Source organism: Arcobacter sp. CECT 8983, from assembly GCF_004118855.1.
Classification (GTDB): domain Bacteria; phylum Campylobacterota; class Campylobacteria; order Campylobacterales; family Arcobacteraceae; genus Halarcobacter.
In genome coordinates, this window is sequence record NZ_PDKF01000004.1 from 360,240 (window position 1) to 380,923 (window position 20,684).

Consider the following 20,684-nt stretch of genomic DNA (forward strand, 5'->3'; position numbering starts at 1 on the left):
TATTTTAGAAAATTAAATATTAGAAAAAGATATAGCTTATAAGTTAATTTTGCAAAATAAATTACACTTTTACCCCTCCTAGCAATGTTAGAATTTTCTCACATTTAAAAGGAGAAAAAATGTTAGGTGAAATAAACGACTTTTTAAACAACCTAATTTGGGGTAATATTTTAATCTATTTACTTCCTGCTTTAGGTATATTTTTTACAGTGACTTCAAGGTTTGTACAATTTAGATATTTCTTTAAGATGTTTAATGTACTAAGAGATACAGTTCATGATAAAGAAGGGCATATTAGTTCTTTTCAAGCACTTATGTTAAGTGTTGCTGGACGTGTTGGTGGTGGTAATATTGCTGGTGTTGCTGTTGCAATTACTCTTGGTGGACCAGGTGCCGTATTCTGGATGTGGATTATTGGTCTTATTGGTATGAGTACAAGTTTTTTTGAGTGTTCATTAGCTCAATTATATAAAGAAAAAGATGGGGAAGACTCTTGTGTATATAGAGGTGGACCTGCTTACTACGTAACTAAAGCTTTAGGTCAAAAATGGCTTGGTGTTATTATCTCAATTTTACTAATGATTACTTTTGGATTTGCATTTAATGCAACTCAATCTTTTATTATCTCAACTTCTTTTGAAGCATCATTTGATATTCCAACTTGGATTACAGGTGCTATTGTTACTTTAGTTTTTGCTGTAGCTATTTTTGGTGGAGTTAAAAGAATTACTAAGTTTTCAGAGGTTATTGTTCCAGTTATGGCAATGGGATATTTACTAATTGCGATTGTTGTTATTGCACTTAATTTAGAAAAAATTCCTACACTTATTACAATGATTATAGAACAAGCATTCAATCCAAGTTCTGCTATAGGTGGTGGTATTGGTGCTGTAATTTTACAAGGTGCTAAAAGAGGTATGTTCTCAAATGAAGCTGGACTTGGATCTGCTCCTAATGTTGCAGCTGTAGCATATGTAGCTCACCCAGTTCAACAAGGTATTGTTCAATCATTCTCAGTATTTATTGATACTATTATTTTATGTTCTTGTACTGCATTTATTATTCTTTTATCTGGTGTTTATACTCCAGGACAAGAAGGTGTTCAAGGTGTTCTTCTTACTCAAAATGCACTTATTGAACATGTTGGACCATTTGGTGGATATTTTGTAACTGTTGCATTATTCTTATTTGGACTTTCATCTATGTTATATAACTACTATCTTGCAGAAAATAGTTTAAATTTCTTCTCAAAGGGAAATAGATTATTATTTAATGCTTTTAGAGTTTTATGTGTAGCACTTATTGTTTGGGGTTCATTCCAAGATTTAAGTTCAATTTTCTCATTTGCTGATTTATCTATGGGATTACTTGCAGTAATCAACTTAGTTGTTATTGCAATTTTATATAAACCAGTTCTTAGACTAATCAAAGGTTATGAAAGACAATTAAAAGAGGGTAAAAAACCTGTTTTAAGATATAATGATTATCATGAGTTTAAAATTGATAAAGAAACATGGAAAGAAATTGTTGATAATATTAATGATAAAAAACGCAAAGCATAATTAAAGAGGTAAGGTTTCCTTACTTCTTTATACTTTATGGAGTTAAGATGTTTAATAAAGAAGGGATTCCTTTTTTTACTGTTATTATTCCTTTTTTAAGTATTCTATTTATTTCATTTTTTACTACTTCATATCACTTGAAAGTGACTAATGAAGCTTTTGAAATAAACTTACAAGAGTATAAAAAACTATACTCTAAAACTGAAACTAACAAAGAAACTATAGAAAAACAAATATTACAAAAAAGAAATGAACATAAAAAGTATCAAAATAACTTTACTGATTTTATGATATTTTTAACTATATCGATTCTTATCTTTATGGCATTATTCTCTTTTTTAATGATTTCAATTATTGGTGATGTTGTAATAAAATATAAACAAGAAGTAGAGAATAAAGAAAGAAAATTACAAAGATTAAACAGAGAATTAGCAAGTAAAGTAGCTATAGGAATAGCAGAAGGAAAACGAAAAGATAAAGCTATTTTAGAACAATCAAAACAAGCAAGAATGGGTTCTATGATAAGCATGATTGCCCATCAATGGAGACAACCATTAACAGAGTTGTCAGGGGTATTAATGGAACTTGAAACAGCAACAAGATTTAAAAAAGTTACTGATAATCATATATTAAGTTCTATTGAACGAAGTGATAAAATGATTGAATTTATGTCAAATACAATTGATGATTTTAGAAACTTCTTTAAGCCAGATAAGAAAAAAGAAAAATTTTCAGTATATGATTCTTGTCAAAAAGCAATAAGTTTAATAAATGCTTCTTTAGATGATAGTAAAATAAATTTAGTTGTGGATGTTAAAGAAGATAAGCAAATAAATGGTTATCCAACTGAATATTCACAAGTAATCTTAAATCTTTTAATGAATGCAAGAGATATTTTAGTAGAAAAAGGAATAAAACAACCAGAAATTACAATAACTATTGATACGAAGGGCGTGTTAAGTATAGTTAAATTAAAAGATAATGCAGGTGGAATATCCTCTGAACATATAGATTTAATCTTTGACCCATATTTTAGTACTAAGGATTCCTCAAAAGGAACAGGCTTAGGATTATATATTTCAAAACTTATTATCGAAAAAAACATGGGTGGAGAATTAAGTGTAGCAAATGATGAAGATGGTGCTGTATTTAAGATAATATTAGTAGGATAAGAAATGGAAAAAAAGTTATTAGAAGAGTTAAAAAGTGTTCCAATTTTATGTGTTGAAGATGAAGATGGAATTAGACAGATTATAGTAGAAACATTAAAGTATTATTTTGATGAGGTATATGAGGCAAAAGATGGCGAGGAAGCTTATGAAATATATCAAGATTATAAGCCTAAAATTATACTTTCTGATATACAAATGAAAAATTGTAATGGAATAGATTTTGTGAAAAGAATTAGAAAAGAGGATTCTACAACTACTATATTTATGCTAACTGCATACTCAAATGAAGAGTATTTAGTAGATCTGATTAATTTAAATATAAATCATTTTATTTTAAAACCATTAAATTTAAAGAAATTAAATGAAGCTTTAATGAAATATTTAAACAAATCTGCTTCTCCTATAGAACTTTGCGAAAATATGTATTTAGATTTACAAAAAAGAGAAGTTACTTATAATAGTGATGTTATAATTTTAAGAAAAAGGGAAAAAGATTTTTTACATCTATTATATGAAAAAAAAGGTTCAATATTAAGTTATATTGAAATAGAAGATGAATTGTGGGCTGAAAGAGAAATGACTAGTCATGCACTTAAATCTTTTATCAAAGATTTAAGACATAAGTTACCAGTCAATGTAATCAAAAATATTCCCCAAGAGGGTTATACTTTGGCAAAAATTGATTAATTTTTAAAAAGCACACTTTTTTCTTACTTTGATTTTATATGATTGTGTTTTAAAATAAAAAAAGGTAAAAAATAATGGAAGAGAATTTCAGAATTGAAACAGATTTTTTAGGTGAAAAGAAAATTCCTAAGGATGCATACTACGGTATTCAAACTTTAAGAGCTAGTGAAAACTTTGATATCACACACACAAGTTTATCACTATTTCCAACTTTTATTAAATCTCTTGCTAAAGTTAAAAAAGCTTGCGCTTTAACAAACTATGAGTTAGGTGATTTAAATGATATGCAACGTGATGCAATAATTCAAGCTTGCAATGAAATAATTGATGGTAAATTCCATGATCAATTTATTGTAGATCCTATTCAAGGTGGAGCAGGAACTTCTACAAATATGAATGCAAATGAGGTTATTGCAAATAGAGCTTTAGAGATATTAAAAAAACCAAGAAGTGCTTATGATATTGTTCATCCAAATAATCATTTAAATATGTCTCAATCTACAAATGATGTTTACCCAACTGCTATAAAAATCACTTTATATGAATTAATTTATAAGTTAAAAGATTCACTTAGATACTTAAGAGATTGCTTCAATGAAAAAGCAGTAGAGTTTAAAGATGTACTTAAAATGGGTAGAACTCAACTTCAAGATGCAGTTCCAATGACTTTAGGTCAAGAGTTTAAAACTTATGCTGTAATGATTGATGATGATATTTTTAGATTAAGAGATTGCCAAACTTTATTAAAAGAAGTAAATCTTGGTGCAACAGCAATTGGTACAGGAATTAATACAAAAAAAGCATATAGAAAAAAAGTAATCAATAATCTTAGAGATGTAACAGGTATTGATTATGAAAGTGCTAGTAACTTAATTGAAGCAACACAAGATACTGGTGACTTTGTTCATATTTCTGGTATTTTAAAAAGAGTTGCAATTAAAATTTCTAAAATATGTAATGACTTAAGACTTTTAAGTTCAGGTCCAAGAGCAGGTCTTAATGAAATAAACTTACCTAAAATGCAACCAGGAAGTTCAATCATGCCAGGAAAAGTAAATCCTGTAATTCCAGAAGTTGTAAATCAAGTTGCTTATGAAGTAATTGGAGCAGATACAACTATTGCTTTAGCTTGCGAAGGTGGACAATTACAATTAAATGTATTTGAACCTTTAGTTGCATATAAACTATTTACTTCTATTAATATGATGAGAAGATCTTTTTATACTTTAGCTGAAAAATGTGTAAAAGGTATTACTGCAAATGAAGAGATTTGTATGAATAATATTCTAAACTCAGTTACTCTTGTAACTTGCCTAAATCCTATTTTAGGTTATGAAAAAAGTTCAGCTTTAGCAAAAGAAGCACTTGCAACAAATAGAAGAGTGTATGATATCATCTTAGAGCAAGAACTATTTACTAAAGAAGAGCTAGATAGACTTTTACATCCAAAGAATATGGTAAATAATTACGACGACATTTAAAGGAAAGATAGATGAAAATAACTGTAATAAATACAGGTGGAACATTTAATAAAAGATACAATCCAATAAAGGGACAACTTGAAGTCCCTGCGGATAATATTGCCTTAGATAAAATAATAGCTTCTTGTCATAATGTAGAGTTTGAGATTAAGAATATAGTTTCAAAAGATAGTCTTGATATGATAGATTCAGATAGAGAGAAGATTTGTGAAGCAATTAAATCAAGTGAAAATGATAAAGTGATTATTGTTCATGGAACTGATACTGTTCATTTAACCTCTGAATTAATAAAACAAAGAAAAATAAATAAAAAAATAGTATTTACAGGAGCTATGGTTCCAATGAGTATTGATACAGTTGAAGCAACTATGAACTTTTCTCAAGCCCTTGGTTTTTTAAGTGCAGATGTAGAAAATGGAACATATATTGCAATGCATGGAGTTGTTGTTGATTGTTCTAAACTTGTTAAAAATAGAGAACTTGGACAGTTCCTTATAAAATAAACCCTATTTTGGTATAATCTTATTACAAAATAAAGGAGAATAAATGTTTATAAAGTTAAATGATAGAGTATATATTAACTTAGATAGAATTACAAGAACAAAAATAGATCATGTTGAAGATGGTATTAGAGTTAGATTTTATGAAGGTAAAGATCAAGTAGCAAAATCACAGAAATTTGAAGATGTGAAAGCTGCTGATAAGTGGTTAAAAGAACTTCTTAAAAAGGTAATATAATATAAGATAAGAGATTTTCTCTTATCTTAATTTGTTGGGTCTTTAAATACTCTTGCCCCTAACTCTTTATCTATAGTATATAAACCATATCCATTGTCACCAACTAATTTAATATGATCGATGATTTCTTTTACTGTCGCTTCTTCCTCAACTTGTTCTGTAACATACCATTGTAGTAAGTTATAAGTAGCATGGTCTTTATCTTTCATAGCTAAATCACTTAAGATATTTAAATTTTTACTCATCATTTGTTCATGAGCAAGAGATTTTTTAAATACATCAAGTAAAGATTTATATTCAACTTTTACTTCATCAATAGAAGGTAGTTTTATTTCAACATCTTGATCTTCAAGATATTTAAATAGTTTCATTCCATGGGCAATTTCTTCTTGGTATTGAATTAAAAACCAATTTGAGGCACCATTAAAACCTTCTTTAGCAGAGTATGCACTCATTCCTAAATAAATGTAAGCAGAATGATATTCCTTGTTAAGTTGCTCAATTAAAGCTTTTTGTAGTTCTTTACTAATCATATTTACTCCTTTTATATACTGATTATAACAAGTAATAATAATAGTTTGTTTAAAACTAACATAACTAAACTTTAGCTAAAATCAGCAAAAATTAAAATAGGATATTTTTATGGCAATTTATACATGTGGACATACGACTCCTGATTCAGATTCTATTTGTTCAGCGATTTCGTTAGCTTATTTATTAAATAAAATTGGAAGAGAAGCAACACCTGCAAGACAAGGTCCTGTTTCTCCTGAGACTCAATTTATTTTAGATAGATTTGGGTTTGAAGCACCTGAGCTTAAAACTGAATTTGCTGGTGAAGAGATTTTTATCACTGATTATTCTGATAGAGGGCAAGCTCCTGCTGATATTGATGAGGCTACTATTGTTGGAATTGTTGACCATCATAAATTAGGTGATTTAACTACTTCAACTCCACTTGAATGTTGGATTAGACCTGTTGGTTGTACAAATACAATTGTAAAAGAGATGTATGATTATCATAAAGTTGAAATTCCTGCAAATATTGCTGGAATAATGCTTTGTGCAATTCTTTCTGATACTGTTATATTTAAATCACCAACTTGTACTCCTATTGATATTGAAGTTGTAAGAGAACTTGCTTCTATCGCTGGTGTTGAAGATTTTGGTGCTTTAGGTATGGAAATGTTTAAAGTAAAATCAGCAGTTGAAGGTGTACCTGTTAGAGAACTGATTTTAAGAGATTACAAACCATTTGATATGCATGGTAGTGCCGTTGGTATTGGTCAATTAGAAGTTGTTGATTTAGCAATTTTTGATTCTGTTAAATCATTATTACAAGCAGATTTAGATGCATTAAGAATCGAAAACAACTTACATACTGCATGTTTACTTTTAACTGATATTATGAAAGAAGGTTCAGAAGTACTTGTTTCATCTTCTGACCCAGCAGTATTTGAAAAAGCATTTGATGTAAAACTAGAAGATGGAAAAGTTTGGTTAGACGGTTGTCTTTCAAGAAAAAAACAAATTATTCCTTTCTTAGAACCAGCATTTGCATAAAATAAAGAAGAACTTTTTAGTTCTTCTTATCTACAATGAAAACAAAAATTTTTAAATCTTCAAAACTAAATTTTTTGGAACTAAGATATATAAAAGATATAACTCAATGTCAAAAAATGCATTTACATGAAGAGCTTACAATTACAGCCATAAAAGAGGGTTCTTTACATATAAGTTTTAATGACTCTTTTAAAATATTAAATCCCAATGAAATAGCAATAATCAATTCAAATACAATCCATAATGCGATACTAAATAGTGAAATTGTAAAAGATGGATATGTTTTATATATAGATAAAACCTACTTACAAAGCTTGAATTTAGGTATATCTTTAGATTATACTTTTTTACAAGATGATAAAAACAGTTTTATAAATTTGTGCGAAGTATTATTGGCTGAAGATATCTCTTTATTGGAAAAAGAAGAGATATTTGTAGAGTTTTGTTTAAGCACTTTTTCTTTTCAAGAAGATATAAAAGAAGTAGAGAAAAACTCTTTAGCTGCAAAAATAAAAAACTATCTTGATGAAAATTTTTTGGAAGATATTGTTTTAGAAGATATCTCAAAAGAGTTTGATATAACTGTTGTACATCTAATAAGAGTCTTTAAAAAGCAGTTTGGTTTAGCCATTCACTCATACATAATCAATAAAAAAGTTCACAAAGCAAAAGAACTTTTAAACTCAAATTTACCCATTATACAAGTGGCTTTACAAAGTGGTTTTTTTGATCAAAGCCATTTAAATAGAAGTTTTAAAAGAGTATTTCAAATAACACCAAAACAATTCCAAAAAAACTTAATTTCATAAATGTTAATTTTGTACAAGATTTAAATTCTTTTATTTTATATACTTAGTCAAATAAAAGGAGAAAGTATGAATAGTATAAAAAAATATAATCATATTCAAACAAATAATCTACTCTTTACCCTCTTACTCACTAAATAATCTTTAAATCAAACCTTATTAATTTTTGTCGCAAATATTTGCAAAATATATAAATTCATGGAGAATAAAATGACATATAAAAAATATAGACAATATCCTATTGTCAAAGATTTCGTACGTACTTGGCCAAATAATCAAATCACAAAAGCACCTATTTATGGAAGTGTTGATTTAAGAGATGGAAACCAAGCTTTGGTGAATCCTTTAAATATCGAGCAAAAGTTAGAGTATTTTAATACTTTAGTAAAAATGGGATTTAAACAAATAGAAGTAAGTTATCCAAGTGCTAGTGATACTGATTTTAATTTTACTAGAAAATTGATTGAAGAGAATCTAATACCTGATGATGTTGCTATTCAAGTATTGATTCCAGCAAAAAAAGAGTGGATAAAAAGAAGTGTTGAAGCTATGAGGGGAGTAAAAAATGGAATTTTTCATCTATACAATCCCACAAATGAGTTCCAAAGAAGAGTAGTTTTTCAAAAAAGTGATGAAGAGATAATCTCTATGGCAGTTGAGTCTATGAAATATTTAGTAGAACTTACAAAAGATTTTAAGGGAAATGTTACATATGATTATTCCCCGGAGAGTTTTTCTCAAACCAATTTAGAGTTTGCAGTAAAAATATGTAATAAAGTAATTGATGTAGTTAGACCAACAAAACAAAACAAGATGATAATAAACTTGCCAAATACTTTAGAAGCTTGTACTGCAAATATTTATGCAGATAGAATAGAGTGGATGTGCAATAATTTAAATAATAGAGAAGCCCTTATAATAAGCGTGCATCCACACAATGATAGGGGAACTTCAGTAGCTTCAGCAGAACTTGCAGTTTTAGCAGGAGCAAATAGAATAGAGGGAACTTTATTTGGAAATGGAGAGAGAGCAGGGAACTTGGATTTAGTAAATTTTGCATTTAATTTACACTCACAAGGTATTGATTCTAAGCTTGATTTATCAATCATAGATGAAGTAAAAAAGATGTATGAAAACTTAACAAAGTTAAATATAAATCCAAGACATCCTTATGTGGGAGATATGATTTTCACAGCTTTTAGTGGTGGACATCAAGATGCTATCAAAAAAGGAATAGACTTTTATAGAAAAAACTCTTGCCAAGAATGGAATGTCCCATACTTGCCAATCGATCCAAAAGATATAAAAAGAGGATATGAAGATGTTATTAGAGTAAATTCCCAATCAGGAAAAGGTGGAGTTGCTTTTATTATAAGTGAATTTTTTGGAGATAAGTTAGATAACCAAGACGCGAAAGAGTTTGGACTTTTAGTGAAAAAAGAGAGTGATAAAGTTCAAAGAGAATTGAGTAAAGAGGAGATTATTGAACTTTATGAGGGGTATAAAAAAAGATAATTTTTCATGAAGACTTAGCAGTCTTCGCTTTTTTTGCTTTTTGATCTCGAAAAAGTAAGCAAAAAAGACTGCCGAATTGATGAATGCAAAGCTATCTTCCAGTTAAATATTTATTTTCTGCCCTGTAAAACTTGCAAAAGAGTGCATTTAGCACTCTTTTTTACGCTCAAAAAGTTTCGGGCTTTACAGAAAATAAACATCTAACTTCCAGCTTCATCAAAGGCAGAAAAAATCCCTACAGTTCAAACTATCATTTGTAAATTTAGTAAAGAGAAGTTAGAAGTCTAAACAAATTAAAAAATTAAATGTCTTTATCCCACCTTTGATTCCAACATTTGCAAAAGCCGAATGTTTATTTCTCTTCTAAAAGAGTTACAACTGTTTGAGTAAAGATAAATAATAAATGAGAGAACCCAAAGGGCTTTGATACGGTTGGTGGTTTTCTCAAAGAGAGTGCAAGCACAAGGTTTACTTTGTCCACACAAAGTAAGAGAAGCGGAGAGGTTTACCTTTTCAAGATAATTATTGACATAAATTATTAGTATTATGTCCCCAGATTTTATAACCACATTTTAAAATAAATCAAAATTTTTACTTTCAAAAATATTTCATTATTTGAATCATTTTCATAAATTATTATCTCTTTATTAGATTTCTCATTAATTTGTTTTAGATAAAAATCAAATAAAGGGTCATGAGTTGAATGTGACAAAATTGGTAAGAGTTTGGACATTTCATATGATAATGAAGACGGATAATCTGGATATAAAATTTTATCTGTTGATAAATCAACTATCTCCATGTTTTGCAAATTTTTATGAATTTCATCAATAACTTTTTTTAATTCCTCTTTGTATTTTTTTTCAAGAGTATGGTCTGACGATAATTGAGTATTAAAGATTTTTAATAAATCAACAATAGCATAAATATAATAATCATTATCTAATCGATTCTTTGCCTCTTCATGTAAGATTTCAAGTTGTTTAATGATATTTTTCTCAGTAATAATTATTTGTTTTTTCTTTTCTAATACATAGTTGTTATACTGGTTATTTATCATTTCAATTAAATCATTTAAATATGAATATCTTAAATTTAAAAAGTTATTTAACTCGTTAAACTTTATACCAAAAGTTATGTCTTCTTGCTTAGGTTTATTACTGTATAAACGAACTTGAAAATCATACTCATCCATAAAATCTTTATATGGCCAACTAGCAAACCATTGTCCACTTTTATCATTTAAATTTACGGGATGTGCACCAAAAGTTGCACGTATATGTTTAAAGTATGTATTATCATCCATATGTTCAAATGGGGTGCTTTTTTGAAAAACACTGTTATCATTTTTAAAAGGAATTGAATTATCGCAAGCCAAAACCCTATGTAATTGTGTAATAGCTTCAAAAATAATATCTATGGATGAAATATACAAATATGTTTGCATACTTAAAACATCAATATTGGTATTATCATTTTTCATATCATATAAATTTCTAATTGCAACAGATATCCAATCCATGCAAGAACATATAATATTCCATTGATTTTTTTCATTCACATTTTTGTATCTGTGTAATACAAAATATGAGTTACTATTAACTTTGTCATGAAATTTTGTAATTAACTCTATATCTATTATATTTTTCATTTTACTCTAATATAATTATTTATTAACCATACATTTTATATAAAACACTCTTAAATCACACGATAATAATACACTTAAAACAAATCCTATAACAAAGGAGTTTATTTGATACTATTAAAATATTTTATTATAAATCATAATCATCTATTATTATTTAAAACAAGAGTTATAATACTAAAACTTTACAATCTGCAATATTTTAAGTCTAAACATTTTTTCTACGATATAGTTTAAAATCAATAAATCTTAAAAGGTACTCTTATGAATGACTTATCAAATATAGTAGTTTATAATGATGGAGAATTAGAACTAAAAGTTTCTATAAATACCGAAACAGTATGGTTGAATAGAAATCAACTCTCTGAACTTTTTGGTAGAGATGTAAAAACTATTGGTAAACATATTAATAATGTTTTTAAAGAAAAAGAGTTAGAAAAAATATCAGTTGTCGCAAATTTTGCGACAACTGCATTAGATGGTAAAACTTATAATATAGAGTATTACAATTTAGATGTAATAATTTCTATTGGTTATCGTGTAAAATCTCAAAGGGGTGTTAAATTCCGTCAATGGGCAACAAAAATTCTGAAAAATTATATTCAAAATGGCTATGTAATAAACAGCGATAAAATCACAAATGAAAGATTTGTAAATCTTGAGAATGATGTAAATATATTAAAGAATAAGGTTGATACTATCTCATCAAGACTAGAAGATAATAGTTTGAAAATCAAGCAAGGTATATTTTATGATGGACAAGTTTATGATGCTTATAGCTTTGTATCTGATTTATTAAGAACAACGAAAGAAGAGATAATACTTATTGATAATTATATAGATGATACAACTTTTACACTTTTTTCAAAAGTTCCAAATATAAAAGTAATAATATTTACAAATACTATTTCAAAGCAATTAAAATTAGATTTTGTAAAATATTCAAAACAGTATGATAATATCATTCTAAAAACTTTTAAAAACTCTCACGATAGGTTTTTAATCATTGATAAAAAAGAAGTTTATCATTTAGGTGCGAGTTTGAAAGACCTTGGCAAAAAATGGTTTGCATTTTCTAAGATAAATATAAGTGCAAATGACTTAATATCAAAACTAGATTAAAAAGAAGAAAATATGGCAGAACAATTAAAAAATGTATATACAAAAGAGTATATAAATAATCTAGCAAAAAAAATAAAAGAAAACTATCAAAAGTTTGATAGTGATAGTTTTATTAACTCTATATTTAATTCTACTTGGGAAACTTTAGAGTTAAAGATGCGTATGCGACATATTGCAGTTACTCTTAATACTTTTTTACCTTTATCTTATAAAGAACAACTTGAAATACTAAAACCTACATCACATGATTTTAGTGGTTTTGATGCTATGTTTTTTCAAGATTTTGTGGAAGTTTATGGATTAGAAGATTTTCAAAACTCTATGGAAGCCTTAGAAGTATTTACTCTTGATTCAAGTTCTGAGTTTGCAATAAGACAGTTTATATTAAATTGTGAAGATGAAACAATGTCTCAAATGAAACTTTGGGCAAAAAGTTCAAATGAACATATAAGACGCCTTGCAAGTGAAGGTTGTCGTCCTAGACTTCCTTGGGCTGTGGCTCTTCCTAAATTCAAAAAAGACCCTACAAAAGTATTTGAGATAATCGAACTTCTTAAAAATGATAAATCAAAGTATGTACAAAAAAGTGTTGCTAATAATCTAAATGATATCTCAAAAGATAATCCAAAACTTGTAATTGAGTTTATAAAAACAAACCTTGGAAAAACAAAAGAACTAGATTGGATTTGCAAACATGCTGCTAGGACTTTACTAAAAAAAGCAGATAAAGAAGTCCTTTGTTTATTTGGTTACATAAATAATTCTCATGTAGAAGTTGAAAACTTTATTTGTGATAAGAGTTTAAAAATGGGAGAAAATCTAAATTTCTCTTTTGATATAAAAAGTAATCAAGAGTTAGGAAAGTTAAGAATTGAATATGCAATTATTTATAAAAAAGCCAAAGATAAAAGTTCAAGAAAACTATTTTTAATAAGTCAAAATGAAATAAAAACAAAAACAAAAAGTTTTTCAAAAAGACAAAGTTTTAAAAATATGACAACAAGAAGACATTATAAGGGTGAACATCAAATAGAAATAATAATTAACTCTGATGTTAAATGTAAAGAATCCTTTAATCTTTTTTAGATAATTTCATAATTTATCTTTCTAATAAAAAATTTAATTATTATAGGTTATTATAGTTGTAACATAAAGGTAATATTATGAAAACTACATTAAAAACCTTTCTTTTCTTTTTTATTTTTTTCTTTTCTCCAACTTGTTTAATGGCAAATAATACAAAAGTAATCCTACAACTTTCTTGGTTACATCAATTTGAATACGCAGGATATTATGCTGCAAAAGAAAAAGGTTTTTATAGTGATGTTGGGTTAGATGTCATAATTAAAGAGATGAATTATCAAAAAAAAGATTCGGTTATTGATGATGTTTTAGCTGATAAAATTAATTTTGCAATATCTTATTCTAGTATCATTGAAAGATATTTAAATGGAGATGATTTAATATTTATTGCAAATTTCTTAAAACATTCTCCTTTAGTTTTAGTTAGTCAAAAAGAGATTATGCTTCCAAGTGATATTCGTGGAAAAAAGTTTATGGGAGGAAAAGATGCTTTAAAAAACTCATCCTTTCATTTAATGTTAAAACAGTTTGATATTTCACAAAATGATTTTATTGATGTTCCTCAAAATTTTAGCATAGATGATTTTATAGAAAAAAAAGTAGATGTAACTTCTATCTTTCTTACTAATCAAGTTTATAAATTAAATAAAGAGGGTGCAAAGTACAATATAATAAATCCTGAAAATTATGGGGCAGAGTTTTACACTGATAATTTATTTACTTCAAAAGCTCAATATTTTAAATACCCAAATAGAGTAAAAGCTTTTAAATCAGCCACCATTAAAGGTTGGAAATATGCCTTAGAAAATAAAGAAGAGTTAGTTGATATTATTTTAAAAAAGTATAACTCTCAAAATAAGACAAGAGAAGAATTACTTTTTGAAGCAAATCAAATAGAAAACCTTATACTAAAATCTGTATATCCTATAGGAAGTATTGATTTAAATAGAGTAAAAAGAATAGCAGATACTTATATTCAAACGGGCATAGTAAAAAATAAATCAAGAATAAATAGCCTTGATGAGTTTATTTTAGAACCAGTAAAAACTAATCCTATGTTAAGCAAAAAACAAAAAAAATATTTAGAAAAGAAAAAAGAATTATCTTTTTGTATAGATCCAAATTGGATGCCATTTGAAGAGGTTGATTCAAAAGGTAAACATAGAGGATTAAGTAAAGACTACTTTGAGATATTTAGAAAAGAGTTAAATGTTCCTATAAATTTAGTCAAAACAGAAAGCTGGACTCAAACATTAGAGTTTTTGAAAGCTAGAAAATGTGATATTTTATCTTTAGGAATGAAAACAAAAGAAAGAGAAAAGTACTTAAACTTCTCTTCTGCAATACTTTCTGCACCATTAGTTTTAGCAACAAAACTTGATATTCCATTTACAGATAATATTAGTACATTAGAAGGTAAAAGAATAGGAATAGTAAAAGATTATAGTTTTGAAGATACTTTAAAACAAAGATATCCTTTTTTAAATTTTGTAAATGTAAAAAATGTAGATGATGGTTTATTAAAAGTTATAAATGGAGAATTATTTGGTTTTGTTGGGGCTTTGCCAATAGCAGCATATAAGTTTCAAGAGTCTTATTTAGGACAGTTAAAGATAGCTGCAAAATTTGATGAAAAGTTAGTTTTACATATGGGCTTTAGAAATGATGAGCCAGAGTTGTTTGAAATCTTTAGAAATTTATTATCAAGTATAACAGCTAAAACTAAAGAGCAAATATATAATAAATATGTTGCAATTTCTTATGCGAGTAGAAAAGACTATACTCTTGTTTTATATACGATATTCTTTTTTACTTTTATTATTATATTTTTTATATATTGGAATAGGAAATTAAAACAACAAAAAGAACATTCAGAAAGGCTACTTTTTGAGTTAAGGCTTACAGAAAAACTTCTAGAAGAAAAAAATCAAAAATTAGAAAAACTATATATTACTGATAAATTAACAAATATCTATAATAGACAAAAATTAGATACAGAACTAGAAAAAGAGATTTATAGAAGTGGTAGAACAGGATATAAGTTTTCATTGATTTTAGTAGATATTGATCATTTTAAAGAGATAAATGATGAATATGGACATCAAGTTGGAGATAGTGTTTTAGTAGAGTTTGCCAAAGTTCTAGGAAGAGACTTAAGACAGATGGATGTCCTTGGAAGATGGGGAGGTGAAGAGTTTTTAATTATTTGTCCATATACTGATGAAAAGGGTGCTCAAGCTAAAGCAGAGTATATTAGAAATTCAATAGAAAAAGAGAAATTTACTTATATTGGCAAAAAAACAGCAAGTATTGGAATTACTACATATAAAGCCAATGATACAGAAGCAACTATTTTAAGTAGAGCAGATAAAGCTTTATACAAGGCTAAAAGTAAAGGAAGAAATAAAAGTGTATTTTTGTTATAGTTAACAAAAAAAAGAGGATAGATGACTCCTGCAATAAATTTTCTTAAAAAAAATAAATGTGAATTTTCTATACATAAGTATGACCATGACCCTTTATGTCAAAACTATGGCTTAGAAGTTGTAGAAAAACTAAACTTAGATGCGAAACAAGTATTTAAAACCCTTCTTGTAGAATTAAATCCAAAAGAGTTAGCAGTAGGAATTATTCCTGTTAGTTCAAAAATGTCTTTAAAAAATATTGCAAAAGCACTTGATGCAAAAAGTGCAATAATGGCAAATAAAGATGAAGCTCAAAAAGTAACAGGTTATCTTTTAGGAGGAATTTCTCCCTTTGGACAAAAAAAGAGGTTAAGAACTGTATTAGATAAAAGTGCTTTAGACTTTGAAAAGATTTATGTAAGTGGTGGAAAAAGAGGTATTGATATTGAAGTTAGTGTAAAAGATATTGAAAAGTTACTTAAACTTAAAATTATGGATATCTGCGCTAAGTAAATATATTTCTTTAATAAAATCTTAATTTTTAAAGAGTAGTATTATAAATAATAACAAAAAAAAGGATATTTATGGCTACTACTTCTTCAGATATGAATGCAATTTGTTCTCAACTTTTGACTCCAAATGATTTAGAAATTTCCAATGAGCTTCTTGAAAAGGTTATGAAAACTAATATAGTAACCCAAATTGAAGACGTTAATGGTTCATATAGTATAAAAATATATTCTAAAAAACAAATATTTTTATCAGAAACAACACCTATTTTACATGATATTGGTTTTGTGATTGTTGATGAGGTAACTTATAATATTCAAAACAATAAAAATATGGTTTTTGTTTCACGTTTTAATTTAAAGCTAAAAGATAAAACTGAAGAAAAAAAGATTAATAATGCAAAAGAAAATTTAGAATCAATAATAACTACTTGTTTAAAAGATAGTTCAATGGATCACTCACAGGTTTTTTCTCTTGTTTATAATCAAAATTTTGATTTAAGATACATAACGCTTGTAAGGGCATTTATAGAGTATATTGACCAAGCTGTTTTAACTATAAATTCAGAAACTATACTTCATACCTTTGTTACTCATCATAAAATAACAGATTATTTTGTAAAGTATTTTTGTACAAAGTTTAATCCAAAAATTAAAAAAAGAGAAAGTGAATTATCTAAATTAGAAGAAGTTATATCTGAGGAAATTAAACAAATTCCTCAAATAACTGATGATAAAATCTTAAAACTAACTTTCTCTTTTTTAGACTCACTTTTAAGAACAAATTTTTATTTAAACAAAGAGACTATTGCCTTTAAAATTGATGGAAAAAAATTTGGTCAAAACCTAAAAGGAATACAACCAAATTTTGAAAATTTTGTTTATCATTCTGACTTTTATGGTGTTCATTTAAGAATGAGTAAGATTTCAAGAGGTGGTCTAAGATGGTCTGATAGACATGAAGATTATAGACAAGAAGTAAAATCTTTAATGATTACTCAAGAAGGAAAGAATTCTATTATTATTCCTGATGGTTCAAAAGGTGGTTTTGTAATAAACAAAGAAACAAGTGAAGTTACAAAAGAGTACTTCAAAGAGATTTATTCACTGTATATTAATTCAAATCTAGATTTAGTAGATAATATGGTTGATGGAAAAGTAGTAATCAATCCTGAAGTTGTAAATTATGATGGTGAAGACCCATATTTTGTTGTTGCAGCAGATAAGGGAACAGCAGCAATGAGTGATGTGGCAAATGAAATAGCTATCCAAAGAAATTATTGGTTAGGTGATGCATTTGCTAGTGGTGGAAGTAATGGCTACGGACATAAAGATTTAGGAATTACTGCTCGTGGAGCAATTATGTCAACAAAAAGATTCTTTATTGAAAAAGGAATTGATATTTATAAAGATGAAGTGTCTATAGTTGGTATTGGTTCTATGAGTGGAGATGTTTTTGGAAATGGTTTAATTGAATCAGATAAATTTAAACTACTTGCCGCAATCTCACACAAAGATATATTTATTGACCCTAATCCTGATTTAGAAGTTTCTTATAAAGAGAGAAAAAGATTATTTGAATCTAAAAATGGTGGATGGAAAAACTATAATACTAAATTAATCTCTGCTGGTGGTGGAATATTTAATAGAAGTGATAAAGAAATTGAGTTAAGTCCTCAAATTAAAAAATTAGTTGGTACTACTAAAAAGACAGTAAGTGGAGAAGAACTTTGTCGAATGTTACTTACTATGGAAGTAGATTTACTGTTTAATGGTGGAGTTGGTACATATGTAAAAGCAAGTGATGAAAACTCTATTGATATTGGTGACAAGCAAAATGAAGCAGTAAGAGTCGATGCTACTGATATTAAGGCAAAAATAGTTAGTGAAGGTGGAAATTTAGGTTTCACACAAAAAGCTAGAATAGAGTATGCTTTAAGTGGAGGAAGAATAAATATTGATGGTATTGATAATGCAGGTGGAGTTGATACTTCAGACCACGAAGTAAATTTAAAAATTCTTTTAAATGCAATAAGTGTAACAGACAATATTTGTAAAGAAGAGACTCAAAGTACTTTAAACTCTATGACAGATCAAGTTGTGAATTTAGTTTTACAAAGTACTTATAATCAAGCTTTAGCTATATCTATTGATGAAAGATTCTCAAGAAAATATCAAAATGATTTCCTAAAAGTAATAGAAGTCTTAGAAGAAAATGTTGAAGCTTTTGATAGAAGATCGTTCTTTATTCCAAAACGTGAAAATATAAATGAAGTAGTTGATATTGATGGCTCTATTGTAAGACCAGTTATTTGTTCACTATTTTCATATTCAAAAATTTTTGTTAAAAAAATATTATTAGAATCAACCCTTGTAGATGAACAGTTTGCATTAAGATATTTATATAAATATTTCCCTAAATCTTTTGTGGGAGCATATGAACATGAATTATTAACACATCCTCTAAAAAGAGAAATTATTGCAACTAAAATGGCAGATGTTATTTTAAATTCACAAGGTTGTACTTTTGTAAGTGATTATTTAAAATTAGGACATGAAAGATTCTTATTAAAAATCAAATCTTATTTAATAGCAAAACAACTATTTGGGGCTAAAGAAATTAGACAAAAAATATATTCACAAGACTATATTATGGATGTAGAGTGCCAATATAAGTTAATAGGAAAATTAGAATATACCTTATATGCAAGTACAAAATGGATGGTTAAATATCTTAAAAAGAATCAACTTGATGCAACACATATTTTAGACCATAAAGAGGAGTTATTCTCTTTATTAGAACAAGTGCATCAACAAAAAGCAGAAAACTATATAAAAGGAGATGAAGTATTTAATCAATTCTTTACTGTAATAGATTACCTAAGATTTGCAATTCCTGCAATTACAATCAAGTCTTCAACAAGTCATTCCTTTAAAGATGTTGTTACATTATTCTATTTATTAGTACATGAATTTAATATCTTAGATATTATTATTGCACTTAACAAAGTAAAAATAGCAAATAGAAATGATATGGTTCTTAGAAATCAAGTTTTACAGTTTATAGATTTTATTGTTGTTGATTACACTAAAAAGATTCTTGATTTTCAAAGAATGAATGAAGAACCAGAAGCTGCTTTTTTAAATTATATAAATAATGAAAAAGATATTTTCTATAAAGTTAGAGATAATCTTGATACATTTATGACTAAAGAAAATAAAGATATTAAAGAAATAGCAGTTACTGTTAACCAAATGATGGTATCATTATTATAAAGTTGACTTAATTTTTATTATAAGTTAACATAATATATATTAAGAAAAAAAGGAGTTATCATGAAAAGTAATATGGATGATGAATTATCTTTAGATAAAATTGATGATTATAATGACAAAGAATCAAAACAAAAAAGAAATACAGTTAGACTTGTAGTTGTATTTTGTTTATTAGTTGGTGCTTTCTTTGCATATTTAAAATATAATAGTGTTCCTGATGATTATGTTGGAACTAAAGAAGCACCAGGTATAGATACAAGTAAAAAATAGATTTTTTTGTGAAGCCCTAGAATAGATTGTTAAAATAAATTAGAGTATAATATTTTAATAAATCTTTAGGGCATTCATGAATATTAAAAAGTTTAACTTTTGTAAGTTTTCTACCTTATTATCAATTGTATTATTAGCATATATTTCTACGACTACTTATATTGAGTTTTTTAGCTCAAATGGTTTTGCCTCAGATGAAATGTTTAAATTAAAAATCATCTCATTGGCAATTATATTTATTGCCTTAGCACTTATTTTTACTTTCTTTAAAATCTATAAGAAAAAATATATTGAAAAAGAGATTATTGAAAGAACACATGAAATTATAAATGAAAATGAAAAGCTAAAAATTCACTCTCACATTGACCCTTTAACACAATGTTTAAATAAAAAATATTTTATGGAAAGATTTAATGAAGAGGTTAAAAGAGCAATTAGAGATAAACAATGTCTATCTTTAATAGTTATAAACATTGATGAGTTTAAAGCCTTCAATGATATTTATGGTCAAAATGAAGGAGATGAGTGTATCAAACTTGTGGCTAATATCTTAGTAAATCATAGCAATAGACCTAGTGATTTAGTTGCAAGATTCAAAAGCGATGAGTTTTATATTTTACTTCCAAATACAAAAGAACCAACACTTATTGCAAATAAATGTTTAGAGTCAGTTAGAAGTTTAAATATTCCCCACGATAATTCAATAGCTTCAAATATCTTAACTATAAGTGCTGGAGTTAGTACTTTAATGCCCTTACATCCAGACCAAAAAGATGAGTTGTTATTAAAAGCAAGACATGCTTTATCTCAAGCTAAAAGACTTGGAAGAAACAGAGTAGTATAAGCT

18 protein-coding genes are annotated in these 20,684 nt (G+C 27.1%); 16 read left to right on the forward strand and 2 right to left on the reverse strand.

All coding sequences use genetic code 11. The annotated features are described in order from the left end of the window. The first annotated feature begins 119 nt into the window (after window positions 1–119). The 6 genes from CRV01_RS04660 (at window position 120) to CRV01_RS04685 (ending at window position 5,640) form a co-directional block, all read left to right on the forward strand. Window positions 120–1,562: a sodium:alanine symporter family protein gene (locus tag CRV01_RS04660; RefSeq protein ID WP_129007073.1), complete on the forward strand. Its 1,443-nt coding sequence runs from the start codon at window positions 120–122 to the stop codon at window positions 1,560–1,562. Between the two features lie 47 nt (window positions 1,563–1,609). Beyond that, window positions 1,610–2,734, forward strand: coding sequence for a sensor histidine kinase (locus tag CRV01_RS04665; RefSeq protein WP_129007074.1), 1,125 nt, complete (start codon window positions 1,610–1,612; stop codon window positions 2,732–2,734). A 3-nt stretch (window positions 2,735–2,737) separates the two neighbouring features. Continuing rightward, complete coding sequence (locus tag CRV01_RS04670) at window positions 2,738–3,421, forward strand: response regulator transcription factor (RefSeq protein WP_129007075.1); 684 nt, start codon at window positions 2,738–2,740, stop codon at window positions 3,419–3,421. Between the two features lie 74 nt (window positions 3,422–3,495). Next, window positions 3,496–4,902 carry an aspartate ammonia-lyase gene (aspA, locus tag CRV01_RS04675; RefSeq protein WP_129007076.1) on the forward strand — a complete coding sequence of 469 codons (1,407 nt, stop codon included), beginning with the start codon at window positions 3,496–3,498 and terminating at the stop codon, window positions 4,900–4,902. An 11-nt stretch (window positions 4,903–4,913) separates the two neighbouring features. Next, complete coding sequence (locus CRV01_RS04680; protein ID WP_129007077.1) at window positions 4,914–5,405, forward strand: asparaginase domain-containing protein; 492 nt, start codon at window positions 4,914–4,916, stop codon at window positions 5,403–5,405. A 43-nt stretch (window positions 5,406–5,448) separates the two neighbouring features. Continuing rightward, window positions 5,449–5,640 carry a sodium-dependent tyrosine transporter gene (locus CRV01_RS04685; protein WP_129007078.1) on the forward strand — a complete coding sequence of 64 codons (192 nt, stop codon included), beginning with the start codon at window positions 5,449–5,451 and terminating at the stop codon, window positions 5,638–5,640. Window positions 5,641–5,666: 26 nt separating this feature from the next. Here the strand turns inward: CRV01_RS04685 and CRV01_RS04690 are convergent, their stop codons facing one another. Next, on the reverse strand, window positions 5,667–6,173 hold the full coding sequence (locus CRV01_RS04690) for a ferritin (protein WP_129007079.1): 507 nt from the start codon (window positions 6,171–6,173) through the stop codon (window positions 5,667–5,669). Between the two features lie 109 nt (window positions 6,174–6,282). Between CRV01_RS04690 and CRV01_RS04695 the strand changes: the two genes are divergently transcribed. From CRV01_RS04695 to CRV01_RS04705, 3 genes are all read left to right on the forward strand, one after another. Next, window positions 6,283–7,203, forward strand: coding sequence for a manganese-dependent inorganic pyrophosphatase (locus CRV01_RS04695; protein ID WP_129007080.1), 921 nt, complete (start codon window positions 6,283–6,285; stop codon window positions 7,201–7,203). A 35-nt stretch (window positions 7,204–7,238) separates the two neighbouring features. Then, window positions 7,239–8,012, forward strand: coding sequence for an AraC family transcriptional regulator (locus CRV01_RS04700; RefSeq protein WP_129007081.1), 774 nt, complete (start codon window positions 7,239–7,241; stop codon window positions 8,010–8,012). 207 nt (window positions 8,013–8,219) lie between these two features. After that, complete coding sequence (locus CRV01_RS04705; RefSeq protein ID WP_129007082.1) at window positions 8,220–9,524, forward strand: 2-isopropylmalate synthase; 1,305 nt, start codon at window positions 8,220–8,222, stop codon at window positions 9,522–9,524. Between the two features lie 559 nt (window positions 9,525–10,083). On the opposite strand, the gene CRV01_RS04710 is transcribed toward CRV01_RS04705, so the two are convergent. Next, a complete protein-coding gene (locus CRV01_RS04710; RefSeq protein ID WP_129007083.1) occupies window positions 10,084–11,175 on the reverse strand; it encodes a hypothetical protein in 1,092 nt (363 codons plus the stop codon). Window positions 11,176–11,436: 261 nt separating this feature from the next. Between CRV01_RS04710 and rhuM the strand changes: the two genes are divergently transcribed. The 7 genes from rhuM (at window position 11,437) to CRV01_RS04745 (ending at window position 20,681) form a co-directional block, all read left to right on the forward strand. Further along, window positions 11,437–12,294: a RhuM family protein gene (gene rhuM, locus CRV01_RS04715; RefSeq protein WP_129007084.1), complete on the forward strand. Its 858-nt coding sequence runs from the start codon at window positions 11,437–11,439 to the stop codon at window positions 12,292–12,294. Window positions 12,295–12,306: 12 nt separating this feature from the next. Continuing rightward, complete coding sequence (locus CRV01_RS04720; RefSeq protein WP_129007085.1) at window positions 12,307–13,380, forward strand: DNA alkylation repair protein; 1,074 nt, start codon at window positions 12,307–12,309, stop codon at window positions 13,378–13,380. Between the two features lie 77 nt (window positions 13,381–13,457). Then, entirely contained in the window at window positions 13,458–15,803 is a 2,346-nt protein-coding gene (locus CRV01_RS04725; protein WP_129007086.1) for a diguanylate cyclase, read from the forward strand. Between the two features lie 21 nt (window positions 15,804–15,824). Further along, a complete protein-coding gene (gene ybaK, locus CRV01_RS04730; RefSeq protein ID WP_129007087.1) occupies window positions 15,825–16,295 on the forward strand; it encodes a Cys-tRNA(Pro) deacylase in 471 nt (156 codons plus the stop codon). 71 nt (window positions 16,296–16,366) lie between these two features. After that, window positions 16,367–19,567 carry an NAD-glutamate dehydrogenase domain-containing protein gene (locus CRV01_RS04735; RefSeq protein ID WP_129007088.1) on the forward strand — a complete coding sequence of 1,067 codons (3,201 nt, stop codon included), beginning with the start codon at window positions 16,367–16,369 and terminating at the stop codon, window positions 19,565–19,567. Between the two features lie 60 nt (window positions 19,568–19,627). Continuing rightward, complete coding sequence (locus CRV01_RS04740; RefSeq protein WP_129007089.1) at window positions 19,628–19,837, forward strand: hypothetical protein; 210 nt, start codon at window positions 19,628–19,630, stop codon at window positions 19,835–19,837. A gap of 76 nt (window positions 19,838–19,913) precedes the next feature. Then, on the forward strand, window positions 19,914–20,681 hold the full coding sequence (locus CRV01_RS04745) for a GGDEF domain-containing protein (RefSeq protein ID WP_129007090.1): 768 nt from the start codon (window positions 19,914–19,916) through the stop codon (window positions 20,679–20,681). The last annotated feature ends 3 nt before the right edge of the window (window positions 20,682–20,684 follow it).

Bases quoted from the DNA above. Each gene is read 5' to 3' on its own strand.
- CRV01_RS04660 (WP_129007073.1), top strand. From the start codon at position 120: ATGTTAGGTGAAATAAACGACTTTTTAAACAACCTAATTTGGGGTAAT.
- CRV01_RS04665 (WP_129007074.1), top strand. From the start codon at position 1,610: ATGTTTAATAAAGAAGGGATTCCTTTTTTTACTGTTATTATTCCTTTT.
- CRV01_RS04670 (WP_129007075.1), top strand. From the start codon at position 2,738: ATGGAAAAAAAGTTATTAGAAGAGTTAAAAAGTGTTCCAATTTTATGT.
- aspA (WP_129007076.1), top strand. From the start codon at position 3,496: ATGGAAGAGAATTTCAGAATTGAAACAGATTTTTTAGGTGAAAAGAAA.
- CRV01_RS04680 (WP_129007077.1), top strand. From the start codon at position 4,914: ATGAAAATAACTGTAATAAATACAGGTGGAACATTTAATAAAAGATAC.
- CRV01_RS04685 (WP_129007078.1), top strand. From the start codon at position 5,449: ATGTTTATAAAGTTAAATGATAGAGTATATATTAACTTAGATAGAATT.
- CRV01_RS04690 (WP_129007079.1), bottom strand. From the start codon at position 6,173: ATGATTAGTAAAGAACTACAAAAAGCTTTAATTGAGCAACTTAACAAG.
- CRV01_RS04695 (WP_129007080.1), top strand. From the start codon at position 6,283: ATGGCAATTTATACATGTGGACATACGACTCCTGATTCAGATTCTATT.
- CRV01_RS04700 (WP_129007081.1), top strand. From the start codon at position 7,239: ATGAAAACAAAAATTTTTAAATCTTCAAAACTAAATTTTTTGGAACTA.
- CRV01_RS04705 (WP_129007082.1), top strand. From the start codon at position 8,220: ATGACATATAAAAAATATAGACAATATCCTATTGTCAAAGATTTCGTA.
- CRV01_RS04710 (WP_129007083.1), bottom strand. From the start codon at position 11,175: ATGAAAAATATAATAGATATAGAGTTAATTACAAAATTTCATGACAAA.
- rhuM (WP_129007084.1), top strand. From the start codon at position 11,437: ATGAATGACTTATCAAATATAGTAGTTTATAATGATGGAGAATTAGAA.
- CRV01_RS04720 (WP_129007085.1), top strand. From the start codon at position 12,307: ATGGCAGAACAATTAAAAAATGTATATACAAAAGAGTATATAAATAAT.
- CRV01_RS04725 (WP_129007086.1), top strand. From the start codon at position 13,458: ATGAAAACTACATTAAAAACCTTTCTTTTCTTTTTTATTTTTTTCTTT.
- ybaK (WP_129007087.1), top strand. From the start codon at position 15,825: ATGACTCCTGCAATAAATTTTCTTAAAAAAAATAAATGTGAATTTTCT.
- CRV01_RS04735 (WP_129007088.1), top strand. From the start codon at position 16,367: ATGGCTACTACTTCTTCAGATATGAATGCAATTTGTTCTCAACTTTTG.
- CRV01_RS04740 (WP_129007089.1), top strand. From the start codon at position 19,628: ATGAAAAGTAATATGGATGATGAATTATCTTTAGATAAAATTGATGAT.
- CRV01_RS04745 (WP_129007090.1), top strand. From the start codon at position 19,914: ATGAATATTAAAAAGTTTAACTTTTGTAAGTTTTCTACCTTATTATCA.